Origin of the sequence: Mesorhizobium sp. M2D.F.Ca.ET.226.01.1.1, assembly GCF_004022705.2 — a bacterium.
In the GTDB taxonomy this organism is placed as follows: domain Bacteria; phylum Pseudomonadota; class Alphaproteobacteria; order Rhizobiales; family Rhizobiaceae; genus Mesorhizobium.
In genome coordinates this window covers 132671-153132 of record NZ_RZOY02000003.1, presented here as the reverse complement: position 1 = coordinate 153132, position 20462 = coordinate 132671, and the positions used below count along the sequence as shown (strand labels likewise).

Here is a 20462-nt window from a genome sequence, read left to right as displayed (position 1 = left end):
TCTTAGACCGGGAGCGGGAAAATGCGAACCCGCTCCGCGTAAAATCCGCGCCCCGGGAAGAGATCAGCCAATCTTTTCCGGCGTGGGCAGGCCGAAGCCGCCGACGGGATGGGTCTCGATCTGGAATTCGAAACCAGCCATGAAGGGACGCGCCTTTGCTATCGCGGCCTGGACTTCCGGCAGTTGCAGCGAGGCCTTGTGGCTTGCCTGGTCGGTCCACACTTCGGTGACCCAGATGGCGTCGGCGTCGGCCGGATCGGTGGCGATGATGTAGCTCAGGCAGCCGGGGAGCGCGGCAGTGCTTTCGCGCAGCACGTCCATGACCGCATCGCGCTGGCCGCGCGCCGCCCGCATCTTGCCGATCAGTCCGTACATGCCTTGATCTCCCTCCGGGTTGCACGCTGCACCAAGTATGCAACCGCCGGCTCACGGCATCAACTGGCCGCCGTTCACCTCGATCACCTGGCCGATGATGTAACCGCTCAACTGATCGGACGACAGGAAAAGATAGGCGCCGACGCAATCCTCGGCCGTTCCGGCGCGCCCCTGCGGAATGGTCGCGACCATGGCCTTGATCTGCTCGGCGCTCGAATAGCGTTCGTGGAAGGGCGTCAGGATCGTGCCCGGCGCGACCGCGTTGACGCGGATACCGAAGCCGATCAGTTCCTTCGCCATGCCGCGCGTCACGTTGGAGACGAAGGCCTTGGACGAGCCATAGAGGCCGGCGCCGCCGCCGGCGCCATTACGGGCGGCGATCGATGTGGTGTTGATGATGAAGCCGCCCTGGCGCTTCAGCCACGGTATCGCCTTGCGCGAGGCGGTCAGCACCGAGCGGGCGTTGAGGTTCATGACCGCGTCGTAATGCGCTTCGTCCTGATCGGCATAGGCGACGCGGCCGAGCATGCCGCCGGCATTGTTGACCAGGCCGTCGAGCCGGCCGAAGTGCTGGGCACTGTCCTCGACGACGCGTTCCACATCGGCGGCGACGGAAAAATCGCCCTGGACTAGAAACACCTCGCCACCATTGTCGCGGATGGATTCGGCCACGGTTTCGGCGGGTGCGCGGCTGGCATTGTAGTGCAGCGCGACGCGGCATTTCTGCGCCGCGTAGGCACGGGCAAGTGCTGCACCGATGCCGGTCGAGGCGCCGGTGACCAGCACTGTCTTGCCGGCAAGATCGGGGATGGCAAGTGTCGTCATGTCGGCTGGCCTCCGGGTTACCGTCTTTCGTAGTCCACTGCCGGCCTTCCGTTCAAGTGTTGGCGTTCAAGTGCGGGCGCGTTCAGGGCCTTAGATAGACATAGCCCTGCCGCTGCAGTTCGGCGAGTTTCACGACGCCGCCCTTCTCGGCGAGCTGGAAGCCCGGCAGCAGGTCGGTCAGCGTAATCTCCATGCCGTGCAGGGTGTTGCCACAGGCCTGCGGGACGAGCCCCTGCTGGACAAGGCCGGCAAAGCGGCTGGAGACAGCGCCGGAAACGCCCTTGGATTTGAAGGCGGCGAGAGCCGGACCGTGCACCACGAGCACAATATCGACACTGCCACCGGTGCCTTCATAGTGGTTCTTGATGTTGCCGAGCACGAAGTTGACCTTATCCGCGTCGCTGAGGTGATAGGCCACTTTCAGCTTCTCCTCAGTCGCCGCCGCGTTTGCCCGGCTCAGGCCGAACAGGCTTGCGGCGCCGGCAAGACCGGCGCGAAAAATGTCACGGCGCAGCATAGTGTCCTCCTTGCCTTGCCGCCTCGCATGATTTTGCATGGTCCGGGCGGCGCTCCTGGACTAGCATACCCCAGTCCGGTCGGCGGGAGGAGGATCACATGACATCGAGGACCATGGTAGCGAGGACCATGGCTGGCGCGCTGCTTTGCGCTGCCCTTGCCGCTTTCGCCGGTGAGACGCGCGCCGACAACACTCTCAGCCTTAAGGAACTGAGCCCCAACGGCGCCGATGCCTGCTTTGGCCGTATCTATGACGCCGCTCATCTCAAGGCACACCCACACCAGAAGGTGGCGCGTATTTTCTTCTTCTATGGCCACGATCCGGTCAGCCGGCCGAATGAGGAACCCGCGGCCAACCAGAATACGTCCTATACCGGCTTTCTCACCACCACGGTGCGCGATGCCAAGAAGCCGGAATGGGCGGGCAGTTGGTGCAACAAGAACGACCCGAGCGATCCGTCGAGCGGCATTCGCTGCGGCATGGATTGCGACCGGACGCTTGCCTCGCTGAAGGTCGACGACAAAGGCAAGCTGCTTCTGTCCGGTCTCTCTCCCGACATCTATCTCGACCCCGATGCCGCCGAACAGATGAACAAAGCGGAGTACAACAGGCAGGCGCTGGGCAGCGAGGACGATAATTTCAAGCTCGATCCGATGCCGGCAGAGAGCTGCAAGGCTGAGTTCGCGCGCATCGACCCGATCGACCCGGCCCTGGGCGACCCGCTGCGCGTGCGGCTGAAGCCCGACCAGCCCTTCTGTTTCGGGCGTGACTATGACGATGCGCATCTGAAGTCGCATCCCAACCAGCTGACGCGATCGATCCGCGTCTTCCGCGGACCGGTCGAGCTCGCTTCCTTCGCGGCAGGGGGGGATACCGCGAACTGGCCCGACGGGGCGGACATCGCCGTTTCGGTGACGACCGGGCAAAAGGGCGCCAAGGTCACGCAGACCTATTCCTGTCAGGGCGAGGCTGACCAGTGGCGCTGCTCGGCCAGCTCGAAGATGAGCGACTTTTCCTGCGACATCTCGCAGAAGGAGATTTTCCTGAAGCGCGGCGCCAATGGCACGATGATGGTGGCCAACCCCAACAATGCGGTCGCGGTCGTCGATCTGTGCTCGAAGGCGGCGCATGGCAAGACCAAGTCGGACGACAAGGTCTATCGGCTGCAGCCGATGCCGCAGTGGGCATGTGCTCCGTAAGGTCCGACCTAAATCTCGACAGACCTTCGCGCTCTGCTAAGCGAAAGGTACTGCGGTCGTGCCTTTCGGCAGCTTTGCCTCGTCGTCCGGCTCGACATGGATGGTGACGCGCACCGAGGGGATTTCGGCTTTCAGCGCGTCCTCGATGCGGTCGCAGATGACATGGCTGGCGCCGACCGACATGTCGGCGTCGACGACGAGGTGGAACTCGATGAAGGTGGCACGGCCGGCAATGCGCGTCTTGAGATCATGCACCTCCAGCGCGCCCTTCGAGTTGGCCGAGATGATATCGCGGATCTGCATGTTTTCCTGACTGTCGACGGCGCGGTCCATCAGCCCGCTCATCGACGAGCCGATGACGTGCCAGCCCTGCCACAGGATGTTGAGCGCGACGATCACGGCGAGCGCCGGATCGAGGATCTGCCAGCCGGTGAGAATTGCGCCGACAAGGCCGCCGAACACGCCTACTGACGTCACCACGTCAGTCATGATGTGCTGGCCATCGGCGGTCAGGGCCGGCGATTTCGCGTTGCGGCCGGTGCGGATCAGCGCCCAGGCCCAAATGGCATTCATGACGGTCGCCACGCCGTTGACGGCAAGGCCCTTCCAGGGCTGCTCGAGCGGGGCCGGATGCTGCCAGGACTGCCAGACCTCGTTGAGGATCAGGAGGGCCGCGACGACGATCAGCACGCCCTCAAGAACGGCGGAGAAGTATTCGGCCTTGTGATGGCCGAAGGGATGGTCCTGGTCGGCGGGCTTGTAGCTGACCTGAATCGCCCAGAAGGCGGCGGCCGAGGCGATGACGTTGACGATCGATTCCGCCGCGTCCGAATAGAGCGCGACCGAACCGGTGATGTACCAGGCGACGACCTTGAGGACGAACACGACGCCGGCAACGACGATCGACCAGAACGCAAGGCTGGCGACCTTTTGCCTGGCCGCCGCCTTTGCTTCCGCCGTCGTCATCGTCATTGCCGCATTCATCCCGACGTGCCGCCTAGGCGGCCTTTTCCTTGGCCTTGCGCGGCAGATGGGCGACGATGTTTTCGATGATGCGCATGCCGGCATTGTGACCGAGCGTCATGATCGATTCCGGATGGAACTGCACCGCGGCGATCGGCTCCTTGCGGTGCTCGAAGGCCATGATGATGCCGTCCTCGGTCTCGGCGGTGACCACGAAACCGTCGGGCAGCCGCACCGGATCCGCGAAGATCGAGTGATAACGGCCGACGGTCACTTCCTTGGGCAGCCCCGAGAAGATGATGCCGGGCTTGGAGACACGGATGCGCGACGGCTTGCCGTGCATCGGGATATGCAGTTGCCTGAGCTCGCCGCCATAGGCTTCGGCCAGGGCCTGCAGGCCGAGGCAGACGCCGAAGATCGGCAGGTCGCGGGCGCGCGCCCTTTTGATTGTGGCCGCGCAGTCGAAATCCTTCGGCGTGCCCGGGCCGGGCGACAGCACGACGAGGTCGGGCTTCAGACGCTCGAAGACCTCCTCCGGCACCGGGGTGCGCACGGTGGAGACGTTGGCGCCGGTCTGGCGGAAATAATTGGCCAGCGTGTGAACGAAGGAGTCCTCGTGGTCGACGAGCAGGATGTTGACGCCGTCGCCGACGCGCGCAGTGGTGCGCTCGGTTCCGGTGGCGTTGCCGGTCTTGGCGTCGCGGATGGCGGAGAGCATGGCGGATGCCTTCAGTTCGGTTTCGGCTTCTTCTTCCTCGGGCACGCTGTCGAAGAGCAATGTGGCGCCGGCGCGCACCTCGGCAATGCCGTCCTTGATGCGGATGGTGCGCAAGGTCAGCCCGGTGTTCATGTCGCCGTTGAAATTGACCATGCCGATCGCGCCGCCGTACCAGGCGCGCGGGCTCTTCTCGTTCTGCTCGATGAAGCGCATGGCCCACAGTTTCGGCGCGCCGGTGACGGTGACGGCCCAGGCGTGGGAGAGAAACGCGTCGAAAGCGTCCATGCCTTCGCGCAGCCGCCCCTCGATATGGTCGACGGTGTGGATCAGGCGCGAATACATCTCGATCTGGCGGCGGCCGATGACGCGCACCGAGCCCGGCTCGCAGACGCGCGACTTGTCGTTGCGGTCGACATCCGAGCACATGGTGAGCTCGGACTCATCCTTCTTGGAGTTGAGCAGCTTCAGGATCTGCTCGGAGTCGGAAATGGCGTCGTCGCCGCGCTTGATCGTGCCCGAGATCGGGCAGGTCTCGACGCGCCGGCCGTTGACGCGCACGAACATTTCCGGCGAAGCGCCGATCAGATATTCGTTCTCGCCGAGATTGATGAAGAAGGAATAGGGCGAGGGGTTGATCGATTTCAGCTTGCGCGAAATGTCGGAAGGCTGGGTCTCGCAGCGCTCGTAGAACATCTGTCCAGGCACGACCTCGAACAGGTCGCCGCGCTTGAAGCTCTCCATGGCCCGGCGCACCAGGTTGGCATATTCGCCCGGCTCATGGTCGCCGCGCGGCGGGATGCGATCGGCGGTCTTGAACGGCTCGGCATGGGCTTCGCGTGCTAGGCCTTCGGTCGAAAACCCGTCGCCGGAATAGTCGTAACGGTCGGTCCAGGCCTTGGTCGAGTAATGGTCGACGACCAGGATCTCGTCGGGCAGGAACAGCACGAGGTCGCGCTGGCTCGGCTTGCGCTCGAGCTTGTAGTCGACCGGGTCGAACTGGAAGGCGAGGTCGTAGCCGAAGGCGCCGTAAAGGCCGAGATTGGCGTCCTCGGCGGTCTTGAACAAAGCCGTGATGGCGCGCAGCACGGTGAAGACTGACGGAACGCGGCTGCGCTCCTCCTCGGTGAAGACGCGGCCGGGCTTCGCGATATCGAGGCGTATGAGTGTTTTGGACGCCTCGGCGATGGTGACATCACCAAGAGCGGCCAATGCCTTGCCGATCACCGGCAGCAAGACTTCGCCGCGCATGTTCAGCGCTTCGATGCGCATGGCACGACCTCGCGCGGAGATAACCAGCGGCGGATCGATGATGGCCGTGTCCCAACGCGTGTAGCGGCCCGGATATTCGTAGTTGGAGGAGAAGACCGCGCCGCGGCGCGAATTCAGGCCGTCGACATAGGCATCGATCGCGCCTTCATAGGGCCTGTCGTGCCGTTCGCGGGTGATCGTCACTCCGCCGGCAGTGACGAAGCGCTCGGCCCCGTTGTCCAGAACTTTAGTCGTCATTGCCGTCTCCATCAGCGTTTTGGGCAACGGACCCGGGAATGGCTCTAAAAAACAAATGGCCGCCCGGACATTCCGCTGCGGCCACCCTCTACTTTCACGCGCACACGCACGAACCGGCCGCTGTCAGCGAGCCCACCACCAAATGGTCTTGTTCGAGCGCATGTTCATGGTGACTCCCATAGCGGCGAATGGAGGCCTGCGCAACTGGATTTCATCCGGATGGTGAAGGCAATACGCCTTCAATCTTCAAGAGTGCCGGACCTTGCATCGTCTAGCTACGGCGAAGACGCCGAGCCTTATTCAGCCGGCTGTGTCTGCGGGATTGCGCGGCGCTCCAGCGCCTGCGACAGCACCGCGACTGTGACGGCCAAAAGCGCCAGCGCCGCGCCGACCAGCGGCAGCTTGGCGTAGGACACGCCCCAGGAGATGGCGAGGCCGCCGATCCAGGCGCCGCTGGCGTTGCCGACATTGAAGGCGCCCTGGTTGAGCGTGGCGGCAAGGTTCGGGCCTTCTGCGGCCGCTTCGACGACACGAATCTGCAGTGGCGGCACGACGATGAAGATCAGCATGCCCCACAGGAAGACGATGCCGACGGCGACCGTGGCAATCGCGCCGAGCTTGGCAAAGACCACGAACAATACGGCCATGCCAAGCAGCGTGCCGATCACCGTCGGCATCAGCTTCCAGTCCGCCAGCCTGCCGCCGATGATGTTGCCGATGGTCATGCCGGCGCCGAAGAGCAGCAGGACCCAGGTGACGGTCGCCGTCGACAGGCCGGAGACGTCGGTCAGATACGGTTTGATGTAGGTGAAAACAGCGAACAGGCTGGCGGAGGCGAGCGAAGCGATCAGCATCGCTAGCCAGACCTGCAGCCTGCCAAGCACGCGCAACTCGCCGCGCAGGCCGCCACCGCTCGGTTCAGCGACATCCGCGGGCACCAGCCAGGCGATGGCAGCGACCGAGATAAGGCCGATGCCGACCACGGCCAAGAAGGTGGCCCGCCAGCCGAAAGCCTCGCCGAGCGCCGTGCCAGCGGGAACGCCGAGGATGTTGGAAAGCGTCAGCCCGGCAAACATCAGCGCCATGGCGCTGGCGCGTTTGTTGCGCGGGACCAGGCTGGCCGCAACGACCGAGCCGATGCCGAAGAAAGCCCCGTGCCCAAGAGCGGTGAAGACACGCGCGGCCATCAGCGTCCAGTAATCAGGCGCGATGGCGCAGAACAGGTTGCCGACGACGAATGAAGCCGTGAGCCCGACCAACACCGGCTTGCGGGGCAATTGCGCAGTGGCCATGGCAACGATCGGCGCGCCGAAGACGACGCCCAGCGCGTAGCCGGTGACCAGTAGGCCGGCCGACGGGATCGAGACGCCAAGATCGGCCGCCACCTCCGGCAGCAGGCCCATGATCACAAATTCGGTGGTACCGATGCAGCAGGATGCAATGGCAAGCGCTAGGATCGGCAGCGGCATGGGATGTCCGGACTGAATCGGTTCAAAATCGAGACTGACTTTCGACCTGCCCTGCGCACAAGCGCCATTGTTGCAACGCAGCAATGCAGAAAGACGAGAGCGGCGTGGGCGAGGCAGCTAGTCCAGCGGCTTCAGTTCCTGGGCGATCGTCGGCAGCAGCTCCGAGACGTTGGGGTGGATGTGCATGGCGCGCGCCAGCGTCGAGATCGGCGCCTTGGCATACATGAGGTCGAGCACGCAATGGATCGCCTCGTCGCCTCCGGGGCCGAGCACGGCGCAGCCGAGGATCTCGCCGGTGTCGGCGTCGGCGAGGATCTTCATGAAACCGTGCGTCTCGCCCTTTTCGACGGCACGGCCGACGCGGGTCATCGGCCGCTGGCCGACGAGCGCGCGGCGGCCGGATTTCCTGACCGCCGCCTCGGTCATGCCGCAGCGTCCCAGCGGCGGATCGATATAGAGCGCATAGGCCTCGATGCGGTCGCTGACCTTGCGCGGATCATTGTCGAGCAGGTTGGCGGCGACGATCTCGAAATCGTTGTAGGAGGTGTGGGTGAACGCGCCCTTGCCGTTGCAGTCGCCCATCGCCCAGATCCCGGGCACGTTGGTGCGCAGCTGGTCGTCGACGACGATGAAGCCGCGCTGGTCGACCGCGACGCCGGCCTTGTCGAGACCGAGATCGTCGGTGTTGGGCACGCGGCCGAGCGCCAAAAGCACATGCGAGCCGACCGCCGGCGGCTTGCCGGCGGAGAAGGTGACGGCGATCCCGTTGCCTTCCCTCGCGAACGCGATGTCGTCGGCGCCGACATGGACCGCGATGCCTTCGTTTTCGAGGATGGACTGGATGGCCGCGGAAGTGTCCTCGTCCTCGCGCCCGGTCAGCCGCGGCGCCTTCTCGATCACCGTGACCTCGGAGCCGAAGCGACGGAACATCTGCGCGAATTCGAGCGAGATGTAACTGCCGCCGACGACGATCAGGTGGCCGGGCAGCACATCGAGGTCCATCATCGAGGAGTTGGTGAGATAGGGGATATCGTGGACCCCGGGCAGGTCGGGCACGGAGGCACGGCCGCCGGTGTTGAGGAATATTTTTGGCGCTGTGAGCAGATCCTCGCCGACGCGCACGGTGTTGGGGGATTCGAAGCGTGCATGGCCGCGGTAGAGCGTGCATTTCTCCATGCCCGCGATCCAGGTCTCGAGTCCTGTGCGGGAAGCGCCCGACACCTTGTCCTTACGCGCCTTGATCGCCTTGTAGTCGACGCCGACGGCACCGGTTACCGTGACGCCATAGTCGGCGGCGCGGCGGGCAAGGTGGGCGGCGTAGGCGCTCGCCACCATCGTCTTGGTCGGGATGCAGCCTGTGTTGACGCAGGTGCCACCGATGAGCTTGCGCTCGATCAGCGCCACGCTCATGCCGGCCGCATTCAGCCGGCCGGCGAGCGGGGTACCGGCCTGTCCGGCGCCAATGACGATAGCGTCGAAGGCTTTCGCGCTCATGCGACGGCAGCCACGATCAGCAGCCCGCCGATGATTGCGATGGCGTCCTCGATGAACGCGGCGGGCGGATCCTTGCCGAAGGCCGCGGCCAGCCGGCCGCGCGCTTCGGCGCCGCCCAGCGTGCCGATCACCGCGCCGATCGCACCGGCGATGAGCCCGCCGATGGTGGCGCCGCCGGTCGCGCCGATCACCGCGCCGGTGAAGGCGCCCATGACGATACGCGCGCCGAACTGCTGCGGCACCTTGCGGCTCGGCGTCGACGGCAGCTGGTCGGTGACGAGCTCGACGATGGCCAGGATGGTGAAGATGCCAACGGCGATCCAGTGACCCATGAAGCTCGCCCAGGTCCCGGCGACCGGCAGCCAGCCGAGATAGGAACCCCAGGCGACAGCGGCGGGCGCTGTCATGGCGCGCAGGCCGGCAACGACACCTATCAGCAGTGCAAGCAGATAAAGCATGATCGACCCCCTCAAACGCGGAACCTCGCTCGGTTCCGGCAAGGGCAGGCTAGCATAGGCCGGGCGTTTGGCCACGGCCTTTTGAGTCGAAAGAGAGGAAGCATGATGTTGCCCGAAAACCGCTCCACACTTTTCGGCATCATGCTCTGGGGATGGATTATGCTTTGGCAGCAGACAGAACTGGAGGCGTCGCCATGACGAAAAGCGAACGAGAGAAATTGGCGGCTGGCGAATGGTACACCTGCATCGACGACGAACTGGAGGCGCTCCGCTTTGCCGCCCGCGATGCGGTGTTCGAGCACAACAGCCTGCCGCCCCGGCAGCGCGGCAATATCGCTCCGGCCCTGCGGGCGCTGCTTGGCGGCGCGGGCGAGGGAGCCCGCATCGAGGCGCCGTTCCATTGCGCCTATGGCTTCAACCTGTTCCTCGGCGACGGCGCCTTCCTCAATGCCGGCTGCACCGTTCTCGACACCGCGCCGGTCCGCATCGGCAACAGGACGCTGCTCGGGCCCAATGTGCAGATCTACTGCGCCGAGCATCATCGCGAAGCCACTGGACGGCTGGCCGGACTGGAGGTCGCGAAACCGGTGACGATCGGCGACAATGCCTGGATCGGCGGCAGCGCGGTTATCCTCCCCGGCATTACGATCGGCGATGGCGCTATCGTCGGCGCAGGCGCAGTGGTGACACGCGATGTTGCGGCCAACACGACCGTCGTGGGCAACCCGGCGCGGGTGGTCACGCCGCGGTGAGCACGCCGGCTGTCTTGGAGAACTCCCGCCGATACTGCATTGGCGACGTTCTCAGCCGCGCCGAAAAGTGCTGGCGGAGCGAGGTTGCGCTGCCGAAGCCGGCTTCGAAGGCCACCATATCTATCGACTTGTCCGTCTGCTCCAGCAGCCTTTGCGCCAGCGCGACACGCTGGTCGGCAAGCCAGTCGCCGAAACTGGTGCCGATCGACTTCTGGAAGCGGCGTGTGAAGGTGCGGCGGGTAAGGCCGGCCATGTCGGCGATGCTGTCGAGACTATGCGCTTCGCCCAGCGTCGCGCGCACCTGGTCGAGCGCGTGGGTGAAACGATCCGCATTTGGCGTCGGCGCAACCGGGCGCTCGATGAACTGCGCCTGGCCGCCCTGCCGGTGCGGTGACAGCACGACATGGCGGGCCAGCCGAAGGGCGGCCTCCGCCCCGTAGCGGGCACGCACGATGTGCAGGCAGCAGTCGAGCCCGGCGGCGACGCCGGCGGAGGTAATGATATCGCCGTCGTCGACATAGAGGACATCCGCGTCGATCGCGAGGTCTGGATGCAGCGCCTGCAACTGGTCCGTATAGGCCCAGTGGGTCGTCACCCTTCGTCCGGCGAGCAGGCCGGCGCCGGCGATGGCGAAGGTGCCGAGGCACAGGCCCACGATCAGCGCGCCGCGCCGATGGGCGCGCTGGAGTGCGTCCTTGAACGGCGCGGCCAGAGGCGCATCGAGATCCTTCCAGCTCGGAATGATGACGATGTCGGCCTCGTCGAGCGCGGCAAGCTCATGCGGCACGACGATGCTCAAACCGGCATCGGTATGAATGGGTCCTTCCTCCATCGCGCAAACGCGGAAATCGAAGCGCGGCAGGCCAAGTTTGGTGCGGTCGGCGCCGAACACCAGGCAAGGCACGGAGAGGTGGAAGGGGCTGATGCCGTCGAAGGCGACGGCGGCGATGATCGGATTCTTCATGGCTGACATCGTTTGGGTTGAATGGCGAATGTCCCAATTATTTCGAACGATGTCAATCGGGCCACTTTCTCCACCCGAAGCATGCGCCTAGCTTTGCCCCATCAACCCGGTCGAAAGGAAAACCGCCATGCCAGCACCAACCACCCAGCCGCGCCGCGCGCTTGTCGTCGTCGACGTCCAGAACGATTACAATGGCGGCAATCTCGCCATCCAGCATCCGCCCTTCGCCGAGACCGTCGTCAATGTAGCGCGCGCCATGGATGCCGCCGCGGCGGCCGGCATCAAGGTCGTCGTCATCAAGCAGATGGCGCCCGAGACCTCGCCGATCTTCGCCAAAGGGAGTCACGGCGGCGAATTGCATCCAGAGATCGCCAGGCGCGGCCGCGACCATTACGTCGAAAAGACGCTTCCTTCCGCCTTCACCGGCACAGATCTCGAGGCCTGGCTGCGCGCCAACGCCATCGATACGATTGTGGTCGCCGGCTACATGACCCACAATTGCGATCTGTCGACCATCATCCATGCGGTCCATATGGGCTTTGCCGTCGAGTTCCTTTCCGATGCCAGCGGCTCGGTGCCATATGCCAACAACGCCGGCTATGCCTCGGCGGAGGATATCCATCGGGTGGTGAGCATCATCTTGCAGTCGCGTTTCGCGGCGGTGCTGAAGACCGCCGATTGGATCGATTGCCTGAAGACCGGCGCCCTGCCGGAACGCGACACGATCTATGCCTCGAACCAGCGTGCGCTTGCCCGCAACGCCGCCTGAACCTCACGGCTCCGGGCCAGAGCAAGGCGCCGTAGGGATGCGGCTCCTTTTGCTTTGAACTTAACCATAATCCAAGAAGACGTGATCCATTTCACAGAAATCGGTCCTATTCTTCCCAAGAGTCACGCTGCTTTGAGGTAAGCGCGGTTGGCTGGGGGCTGAAGTGAAAGCGCGCGTCGCAAGAACCGTCCTCGTTCTGGCTCTCGCTGCCAGCGCTGCGCTATTGCCTTGGCCCGCCTTCGCACAAGTTCCGCCGCACGCGCCGGGAACGATCTGCTTCACGCAGTTCTTCTGGTGCTGGGCGCAGCCGCCCGGGCCTCCCGGTTATCCCTGTGGGTGCCCGTCGCAATACGGCTTCGTGCCGGGTTACCTCGGCTAGTCGTCGGAGGGCTGAGATGACGGCATCCCACGATCCTCTTGTCTCCGGTCTGCTGGCGGATGCGAAATTGGTCGCCGGCTATGGCCGCTACGGCGTGTTCAAGGACAGCGCGCTGTTCGCGGCGATCGGCGATGCGGAAAAGCTGACCGATGTGACGGCAAGCCAGCCCGAGGTGGTGAAACTGCAGTCGGTGCTCAACGACTGTTCCACCACCGTGCCGTTCTCAACCCTGGCTGCCTTGCGCACGGGCTGGTCGCCGGGTGATATGTCGCGCCGGACCGCGCTTGCGACCTATTTCCTCGTGGCGCTGTCGGTGACGATGATGATCATCATCGGCAAGCTGACCTACGTCTACAACAGAGGGGTGTCGATCAGCGCCGAACTTCAGGAGATCGACAACAACGATTTCAGCGCCCGGTTCGGACAATCGATCCGGCAGGTCTGGGCGACCAAGAAACAGCTGAGCTCGGCCACGGTGCGGCCGACGTCGACGACCGACCTGACGCTGCTCAAAGACGCTTACTACAATTCCGTCGACAATTTGCATTCTCTCGATCAGCGCTTTTCGTCGCTGCTGGTGCGGGCGCAAGGGTTCATGACACAGGAGGCGCCGTTTCCGATCTGGGGCATGCAATGGGCCTATTGCAAGCTCTCCGCCTCCGCCGCCAAGGCCGGCGCGCCGCTCGATTTCTCCAACCCGAGGCAGATGGCGATAAACCAATTCTGCAACCAGCAGGTCGCGCTGGCGCAGCAGCAAAGCGGGACCGAGAGCAGCCAGCCGCTCAAACAGTCGGATTTCGACTGCAAGAGCGGCGACAAGGGCCAACCCAAGACCGAGGTCGTCAGCGCCACCGGCACGGCGGGCGAGGTCGAGGACGTGAACGCGGATTTCGAGGAGGCGACGCGCAACCTGCAATGCGAAGGCGTCATCACGATCACGCCGAACTCAATCTCGACGCTGACATTGCAGGCCAAGACGCTGGGCGAGGTGCTGAGCCCCTATGCGCTGTGGATCCTGCCGGCGCTCTACGGCGCGCTTGGCGGCATCATGTTCCACATGCGCATGATCCTCAATCCCCTGTTGCCCAATCCTCCGTTGGCGAGGCTTATCCACCGCATCGCGCTCGGCGCGCTGGCCGGCATGATCCTGGCCTGGTTCATGGCGCCGGGCACCAAGCTCGGCGGCGAGGTCACCGGCATAGGCTTCAGCCTGTTCACCTTCGCTTTCCTGTTCGGCTTCAGCCTGGACATCTTCTTCACCATCCTCGACCAGTTCGTCTCGATGTCGGTCGCCGGCATCAAGAAGTTCGGCACCTCGACGGTGGCTTGAGCGATACACGCAAACAAAAAGGGCGCCGCATCGCTGCGGCGCCCGCTGTCGTTCAAGTCGACGGGTCTTAGAACAGGCCTTCGATCTGACCCTGCTCGTTCAGGAAGATCTTCTCCGACGACGGCTTGCTCGGCAGGCCGGGCATGGTCATGACCTCGCCGCAGATGATGACGACGAAACCGGCGCCGGCCGAAAGCCTGACCTCGCGCACCGGCACGGTGTGGCCGGTCGGCGCGCCGCGCAGGTTCGGATCGGTCGAGAAGGAATACTGCGTCTTGGCCATGCAGACCGGCAGGTTGCCGTAGCCGGCCTGTTCCCAGGCGTGCAGCTGGTCGCGCACCGACTTGTCGGCGATCGCCTCGTCACCGCGATAGATGCGCTTGACGATGGTGTTGACCTTCTCGAACAGCGGCATCTCGTCGGGATAGAGCGGCGAGAACTGCGAGGCGCCGGATTCGGCGATCTCCACCACCTTCTTCGCAAGGTCCTCGATGCCGGCCGAGCCCTGCGCCCAGTGCTTGCACAGGATCGCCTCGGCGCCCTGCGCCTTGACGAAATCCTTCATCGCCTGGATTTCGGCATCGGTGTCTGTGGTGAAGTGGTTGATCGCCACCACGGCCGGCACGCCGAACTGCTTCACGTTCTCGATGTGGCGGCCGAGGTTGAGGCAGCCCTTCTTGACCGCCTCGATGTTTTCCTTGCCGAGGTCTTCCTTCTTGATGCCGCCATTCATCTTCATGGCGCGCACGGTGGCGACGATGACGGCCGCCGACGGCTTCAAGCCGGCCTTGCGGCACTTGATGTCGAAGAATTTTTCGGCACCGAGATCGGCGCCGAAGCCGGCTTCGGTCACCACATAGTCGGCTAGCTTCAGCGCCGTCGTGGTGGCGACGACCGAGTTGCAGCCATGCGCGATGTTAGCGAACGGGCCGCCATGGACGAAGGCCGGATTGTTCTCAAGCGTCTGCACGAGGTTCGGCTGCATGGCGTCCTTGAGCAGGACCGCCATGGCGCCGTCGGCCTTGAGGTCGCGGGCAAAGACCGGCGTCTTGTCGCGGCGATAGGCAACGATGATGTCGCCGAGCCGCTTTTCCAGATCCTTGAGGTCAGTGGCGAGGCATAGGATCGCCATGACTTCCGAGGCGACGGTGATGTCGAAGCCGGCTTCACGCGGATAGCCGTTGGCGACGCCGCCGAGCGAGCAGATGATCTCGCGCAGCGCCCGGTCGTTCATGTCCATGACGCGGCGCCAGGCCACGCGGCGGGTGTCGATGCCGAGCTCGTTGCCCCAGTAGATGTGGTTGTCAATCAGCGCCGAAAGCAGGTTGTGCGCCGTCGTGATGGCATGGAAGTCGCCGGTGAAGTGGAGGTTCATGTCCTCCATCGGCACCACCTGCGCGTAACCGCCGCCTGCGGCACCGCCCTTGACGCCGAAATTCGGGCCAAGCGAGGCTTCGCGGATGCAGACGATCGCCTTCTTGCCGATACGGTTCAGGCCGTCGCCGAGGCCGACAGTGGTGGTCGTCTTGCCTTCGCCGGCCGGCGTCGGGTTGATGGCGGTGACCAGGATCAGCTTGCCGTCCTTGTTGCCCTTCACCGACCTGATGAACTCTGCCGAGACTTTCGCCTTGTCATGGCCATAGGGGAGCAGATGCTCGGTCGGGATGCCGATCTTGGCGCCGATCTCCTGGATCTGTTTCTTCTTCGCGGCGCGGGCGATCTCGATGTCGGACTTCACTTCGGCCATGACGGCTTTCCTCTGGATTGGGCGTTGGAAGGGACGGTTTTGATCAGTGGTGCATGTTCGAACGCCGTATGGGCGCAGGGGCATTTTCTAACCCTGTCGCTGCCCAGGCGTCAACTTTCATGCAACTATGTTTCCTGTAAAGAAAGAAGATTGCTGTTCCCGGTTCGGCCGCTTCGGGTCTTCGCCGCCCGGTCGCTTGCGGCATATAGAAGCCAGAGCGGAAGCCCCTCCGCCGTCTCAAAACAGCCGCCCAATGCGCGAAAAGCGACAGGAGCGAAGGCGCAAATCCGCCATCGCTCCGGCTGACGGACGCCAGCCCTATTGCGTCAGCACGTTGCTGATCTCGACCATGTTGGAGCGTACCCTGAGAATATAGAAGCCCATGGTCGTCAGATGCGTCGGCAAAAGCCAGCCATCCTCGCGGCCGTTGGCGATGATGAAAGGCTGGATGCGCAGCGCCGAGACGAATTGCGCGTCCATCGTGTCCCACAGGCTCTGCAGGTGCTTTTCCTTGATCACGTCCTCGAAGTCGGCCTGGGCGCCTTTCATCAGGCCGTAATAGGCGTAGAGCTGGCCATAGGCGAACCAGAAGCGATCATCGGCCCGGAAGTCGAACCAGCCGTCATTGTGGTTTTCGGCGCGCTCCTTGAGGATCGCCGAGGTGGAGCCGATATCGCTAGCGATGCGGTCGATATACTGCTTCAGATTGTCGGCGCGCGCGTCGAAGGTCGCCTGGCATGTGGCGAGCCGGGCGTTGAAGGAGCGCAGCTTGCGCACCGCATCGCGATAGTAGCTCGGCGTCGGCGTCTTGGGGCCGAACGGGTTTAGGCCGAAATACCAGGTGTATTCGTCGAACTGCAGATTGCCGCGCGCGTCCTGCAGGTCGGCATCGATCTGCGAGGTGGTGCGCACGCGGCCGAGATTGTCGGCAAGCTCGGTCGCGGTGCGTCGCACCGCCTGGTTGATGCCGCGCTGGAAGGACGCCTTGTTGTCCATCCACGGCGTGTTGTCCCAGTCGATGCTGAACAGACCGAGCTTGTAGAGGATCATCGACGAGATCCAGGCATTCTGGTTGACGTTGAAGTCCGTCAGGTCTGCCGCCACCTGGGCGATCGCCGAGTTGCCGCAGGTCTTGGCCGTATCGGTGCCGGCGCCCGCCGAAACCTGTTCGCCGGCCGACACGTTGCGCTTCTCGAACGTGTATTTGTCGGGATAGTTCGGGTCGAAATTGTTCCACCACTGCGTGGCGTAGAAGAAATTGGCGTAGAGGCCGATCAGCACGACGATGGCGAGCCCGACCACCGCTTTCAGGATCCAGCCGCGCTGCCCGTACCAGCGGCCGACCCACATGAACGGCCACAGGATGACGCCGATGACGAAGCCGATGCCGCGGCCGATCCATTGGAATATCCGGGTGAAGAAGTTCACGATCGGGTCGAGCATGGCTGTGGCACCCCCTTAGAGCATTTCACCGTTTCAAGGGAAACGGCGATCTGCCCTAACCCTTTGTTTTGGCGCAATTCCGGGCGGAAAACCGCCCAGACTTTTCTAGTCAGTCAAGCCGTAGAGGCGCGCGCGGAACGCCGCCTTGTCCTTCAAATATGTGGTTTTCAGAACGTCCACAACATGGCTTCGCCAGGCGTCGCTGAAGCCGTCATAGTCCCTGTAGAAGCCCGGCTTGTTGAAGACGTAACGCGAAACGAAATCCTGCGGCACGAAATCCGAGATCAGCTGGTTGGTCAGCCAGGCATCGGGATGGTCTGGCTTGGCGCGCACGACCAGGAAGCGCTGGCGCGGCGGCACGTCCTCGATCTTGAGATGGCCGAACTGGGCGATCTCGCGCTTGGCGGCGTTGAGGAAGGGGAAGTTGCCGTCGCCGGCGATCAGGTCGGCATGGCCGTGGATCCAGGTCTGCAGCCAGACCTTGTCGACGTCGGTGAGAATGCGGTTGGGCTCGGCGTAGCGGATCAGCGCGCGCACGACCATTTCGGCGCGATGTTCGAGATAGCCGGAAGCCTCGATCCATGAGGCGCGCGGCAAGTCGAGGCGACCGGTGGCGGCAAGGAAGCGGAACACCTTGTCGGCGTCGTTGATCGACAGATAGCTCACCTGCCAGGGCCGCGAGCGGCGGAAGCCGGGGGCGGCCGGGTCGCAGATCACGGTCGTCGTGTTGGGGTCGACGAACACATAGAGCCCGCCGAAATGGCTGGTCCAGTAAGCGTTATGGCGGAAGATCACCTGGTCGGGCACCAGCGCGTTCTCGCGGATATCGCCGCAGACCTTGGCGAGATCGACCATGCGCTGGAGCATGGCGTTGTCGCGCCAGGCGTCGGGCTCCTGCCTGAGCCGGTCGACCAGCTTGCCGAGCTCAGCAGCCTTGCCGAGCACATCCTCGGCCGACAGCACCTTGAACTCGACCTGGTTGATCGACAGCAGGTCCTCGATGTCGTTGACCTTGGGAACGGAGTCCTCGATCTCACCGTAGATGACGTCCTTGATGGTCAGCGCGTCGATGGCGCGCTGGTTCTTCGACATGAACTCGAACATCAGCTGCGAGGTGTTGGAGAAGGCGGTGTGGACCACCGGCAGGTCGATCTGCGACGGCGTCAGGATGATGAAGCGGCGGTTGACCTCGTTGGGATCGAGATAGTCGAAGTCGCCGCACTCCTCGGCGATTTCGGGCGAGAAGCCGGTGCGGTCGATCTGGAAGCTCGCAAGCTTGGTGGGTTCGAGACCGAACGCGGCAAGAGCCTTGTTGTAGCGCTGGATGAGATGCGGCTCGTCGACGGTCAGCAGGCGCCCGTAGATCAGGTCGTTGTCGCGCAGAAGGTCGGGTTTCTTCTTCACCTGTCCTTCTCCCCGTTTACGGGGAGAAGGTGCCCGAAGGGCGGATGAGGGGCAGCGCCGCCTTTCCTTCTGCCCTTGTGGGAGAAGGTGGCCGCGAAGCGGCCGGATGAGGGGTGCTCCAGGGAACGCCAACGTCTCACTCCGCTGGAACACCCCTCATCCGTCTCGGCGCTATCGCGCCGATCCACCTTCTCCCACAAGGGGAGAAGGGGGCGTAGGCGCGCTTCACGCATTCCATGCCCCCTTCTTCTTCAACTCCTCCATCTCGCGCGCCGCGCGTTCGCGCAGTCTTGCATCGCGCAGCAGCTTCTCCACCGCGGCGTCGTCGGATTTGTCGGAATAGCGGAATTCGGAATCGGCGTAGCGGTTGATCTCCTGCATGACCATGTCCATCGAGAACGGCCCGCGCAGTTCCTCGATCATCGCCTTCTTGTCGTCGTAGCTCTTGTGCATGAAGGTCTCCGGCTTCTCGAACCAGTCGTCGGGCAGCTCGATGTCCATGGCGCGCATCTTGATGGCGTCGGTGACGTTCTTGATGGCGCGGCCGGTGAAGCGCGGCTCGGCGTCCTTGATCATGTGCAGATAGGTGCCGATGTCGGCCATGGTCTTGGGCGCGCCGTTTTCCTTCATGTAGCGCTCATAGACCTTCATCAGCCCGTCTTCCTGCGGCTTCTCGTGCTCTTCATAGGCCTCGGCCACGGCACGCTGGATCTCCTGCGCGGCATAGAGCTCGTGCTTGCCCAGAGGGATCTTGTGGTTCTTGCCGGCAAGCAGCACGAAGATGTCGATATAGTCGTCACGGGTCTGCGGACCGTCGACCAGCCACCGTGCGCCGGCGCGCTGGCGCAGCGCGTCGTCGACGTTTTCGGGATAGTTGGAGAACATGCCGAAGGAGCAGTTGCCGCGCACCACCGTGGCGGCACCCGCAAAGGCATCCATCAAAACGCCGGTGATTTCCTGCTGGCCGGCCGATGCGCGGTCGTCGGAGCGGCGCGCCGCCACCTGGTCGATGTCGTCGACGGTGCCGAAGCCGATGGTTCGCGGATTGAGCACGTTGTTGATGAACTGGCGGCAGTTCTGGCCGGACTTGCCCTGGTAGGACGAGATCTGGTCGACGCCGAAATTCTCATAGGCGAAAGGATAGCCGGCGACCTGGCAGTAGCCGTTGACGAGGCCAGCGATCATCTGGATCAGCGTCGTCTTGCCGGTGCCCGGTGCGCCGTCGCCGATAAAGGTGAAGAGGAAGCCGCCGAGCTCGACGAACGGGTTCAACTCCCGCTCGAAGTCATAGGCCATCAGCATCTTGGCGAGCCTGACCGACTGGAACTTGGCGATGTGGTTGCCGACGACCTCTTCCGGTTTCTTGAAGGTCATCACCAGCGGCTTGGAGCGCTTGCCGGGCGCGACGTCGAAACCGTCGAGCGTGAAATCGTCGACATCGATGCGGATATGCGCGTTCTCGAACGGCCCTATGCCGTCGAAGCGGCCTTTTCGCGTGAGCAGCCCGTCGATGGCGACGCGGGCGAAGGCGCGCGCCCGTGTCATCAGGTCGGTATCATCCTTCGAACCGGCAATCGCCTTGTCGAGGCCGGCGACAATCGATTTCACCGCGTCCTGCGGTGTGTCGAACAGGAAGTCGGGCTCGGGAATGTCGTTCGGCGCCTCGCCGTCGCTGTCGATCAGCTGGAAGAGATAGGAGGCAAAGCTGAAAGCGGAGATGTAGGCCGAGGCCGACAGAAGCTTCTTGAAGGTCGACGCTTCGTCGCCTTCGAGCGGCGCGCGGGCGTTCCTGGCCTGCAGGCTTTCAAGGTCGGAACCCTCGGCGAAGACATCCGATATGGCTAACGCGATCGCCAGGCCGCGGCGAGCGCGGTAGAGCAGCGTGTGCTGCGGGATGCTCATCAACTGGTCGTCCGGATGGATCGCCGCGACCGTCTTTGTGAGCTCGACCTCGCGCGTGCGGCGCACCGAGCCGACCGACACGGTCGAGACGAAGCGGCGGTTGGTGCCGGCGAGCGCGGTGCCGGACTCGCGCGACGGATCCTCCAGCACGACGATGCGGGTGATGAAGCTCTGCGCAATGGCGCGATGCTTTTCGATTGCGGCTTCCGAGATCGTGGTCAGGCCGGTGTCCATGAAGGATGCTCCGC

General features: G+C 63.8%; 17 protein-coding genes. 4 read left to right on the top strand and 13 right to left on the bottom strand.

All coding sequences use genetic code 11. From position 1 onward, the window contains the following. Positions 1–63: 63 nt before the first annotated feature. The 3 genes from EN869_RS08155 to EN869_RS08145 form a co-directional block, all read right to left on the bottom strand. Complete coding sequence (locus EN869_RS08155; RefSeq protein WP_127225847.1) at positions 64–375, bottom strand: putative quinol monooxygenase; 312 nt, start codon at positions 373–375, stop codon at positions 64–66. A 51-nt stretch (positions 376–426) separates the two neighbouring features. Next, complete coding sequence (locus tag EN869_RS08150; RefSeq protein ID WP_127225848.1) at positions 427–1200, bottom strand: SDR family oxidoreductase; 774 nt, start codon at positions 1198–1200, stop codon at positions 427–429. Between the two features lie 82 nt (positions 1201–1282). Further along, entirely contained in the window at positions 1283–1717 is a 435-nt protein-coding gene (locus tag EN869_RS08145; protein WP_127225849.1) for a DsrE family protein, read from the bottom strand. Positions 1718–1815: 98 nt separating this feature from the next. Here EN869_RS08145 and EN869_RS08140 point away from each other — a divergent pair, with 98 nt between their 5' ends. Further along, positions 1816–2916 (top strand): hypothetical protein, encoded by a 1101-nt coding sequence (locus EN869_RS08140; protein ID WP_127225850.1) that lies wholly within the window; start codon positions 1816–1818, stop codon positions 2914–2916. 36 nt (positions 2917–2952) lie between these two features. Here the strand turns inward: EN869_RS08140 and EN869_RS08135 are convergent, their stop codons facing one another. From EN869_RS08135 to EN869_RS08115, 5 genes are all read right to left on the bottom strand, one after another. Then, positions 2953–3882: a cation diffusion facilitator family transporter gene (locus EN869_RS08135; RefSeq protein ID WP_189341229.1), complete on the bottom strand. Its 930-nt coding sequence runs from the start codon at positions 3880–3882 to the stop codon at positions 2953–2955. 31 nt (positions 3883–3913) lie between these two features. Next, positions 3914–6103, bottom strand: coding sequence for an anthranilate synthase (locus EN869_RS08130; protein WP_127225852.1), 2190 nt, complete (start codon positions 6101–6103; stop codon positions 3914–3916). 296 nt (positions 6104–6399) lie between these two features. Next, positions 6400–7572, bottom strand: a complete 1173-nt coding sequence (locus tag EN869_RS08125) for an MFS transporter (protein WP_127225853.1) — start codon at positions 7570–7572, stop codon at positions 6400–6402. 117 nt (positions 7573–7689) lie between these two features. Next, positions 7690–9066 (bottom strand): FAD-containing oxidoreductase, encoded by a 1377-nt coding sequence (locus tag EN869_RS08120; RefSeq protein WP_127225854.1) that lies wholly within the window; start codon positions 9064–9066, stop codon positions 7690–7692. Then, complete coding sequence (locus tag EN869_RS08115) at positions 9063–9524, bottom strand: DUF4126 domain-containing protein (RefSeq protein WP_127225855.1); 462 nt, start codon at positions 9522–9524, stop codon at positions 9063–9065. Before EN869_RS08115 ends, EN869_RS08120 begins: the two co-directional genes overlap by 4 nt. Before the next feature lie 194 nt (positions 9525–9718). On the opposite strand from EN869_RS08115, the gene EN869_RS08110 reads away from it, so the two are divergent. Further along, positions 9719–10276 (top strand): sugar O-acetyltransferase, encoded by a 558-nt coding sequence (locus EN869_RS08110; RefSeq protein WP_127225856.1) that lies wholly within the window; start codon positions 9719–9721, stop codon positions 10274–10276. Here EN869_RS08110 and EN869_RS08105 read toward each other — a convergent pair. After that, positions 10263–11240 carry a helix-turn-helix domain-containing protein gene (locus EN869_RS08105; RefSeq protein WP_127225857.1) on the bottom strand — a complete coding sequence of 326 codons (978 nt, stop codon included), beginning with the start codon at positions 11238–11240 and terminating at the stop codon, positions 10263–10265. The genes EN869_RS08110 and EN869_RS08105 overlap by 14 nt on opposite strands. 127 nt (positions 11241–11367) lie before the next feature. Between EN869_RS08105 and EN869_RS08100 the strand changes: the two genes are divergently transcribed. Then, complete coding sequence (locus EN869_RS08100) at positions 11368–12009, top strand: cysteine hydrolase family protein (RefSeq protein WP_127225858.1); 642 nt, start codon at positions 11368–11370, stop codon at positions 12007–12009. Positions 12010–12404: 395 nt separating this feature from the next. Then, positions 12405–13718, top strand: coding sequence for a hypothetical protein (locus EN869_RS08095; RefSeq protein WP_127225859.1), 1314 nt, complete (start codon positions 12405–12407; stop codon positions 13716–13718). A 67-nt stretch (positions 13719–13785) separates the two neighbouring features. On the opposite strand, the gene EN869_RS08090 is transcribed toward EN869_RS08095, so the two are convergent. From EN869_RS08090 to EN869_RS08075, 4 genes are all read right to left on the bottom strand, one after another. Further along, positions 13786–15465 carry a formate--tetrahydrofolate ligase gene (locus EN869_RS08090; RefSeq protein ID WP_127225860.1) on the bottom strand — a complete coding sequence of 560 codons (1680 nt, stop codon included), beginning with the start codon at positions 15463–15465 and terminating at the stop codon, positions 13786–13788. Between the two features lie 318 nt (positions 15466–15783). Beyond that, positions 15784–16908 carry a DUF2333 family protein gene (locus EN869_RS08085; RefSeq protein ID WP_127225861.1) on the bottom strand — a complete coding sequence of 375 codons (1125 nt, stop codon included), beginning with the start codon at positions 16906–16908 and terminating at the stop codon, positions 15784–15786. Positions 16909–17013: 105 nt separating this feature from the next. Continuing rightward, a complete protein-coding gene (locus EN869_RS08080) occupies positions 17014–18312 on the bottom strand; it encodes a DUF6638 family protein (protein WP_127225862.1) in 1299 nt (432 codons plus the stop codon). A 225-nt stretch (positions 18313–18537) separates the two neighbouring features. Next, positions 18538–20448, bottom strand: coding sequence for an AAA family ATPase (locus EN869_RS08075; RefSeq protein ID WP_127225863.1), 1911 nt, complete (start codon positions 20446–20448; stop codon positions 18538–18540). Between the last annotated feature and the right edge of the window lie 14 nt (positions 20449–20462).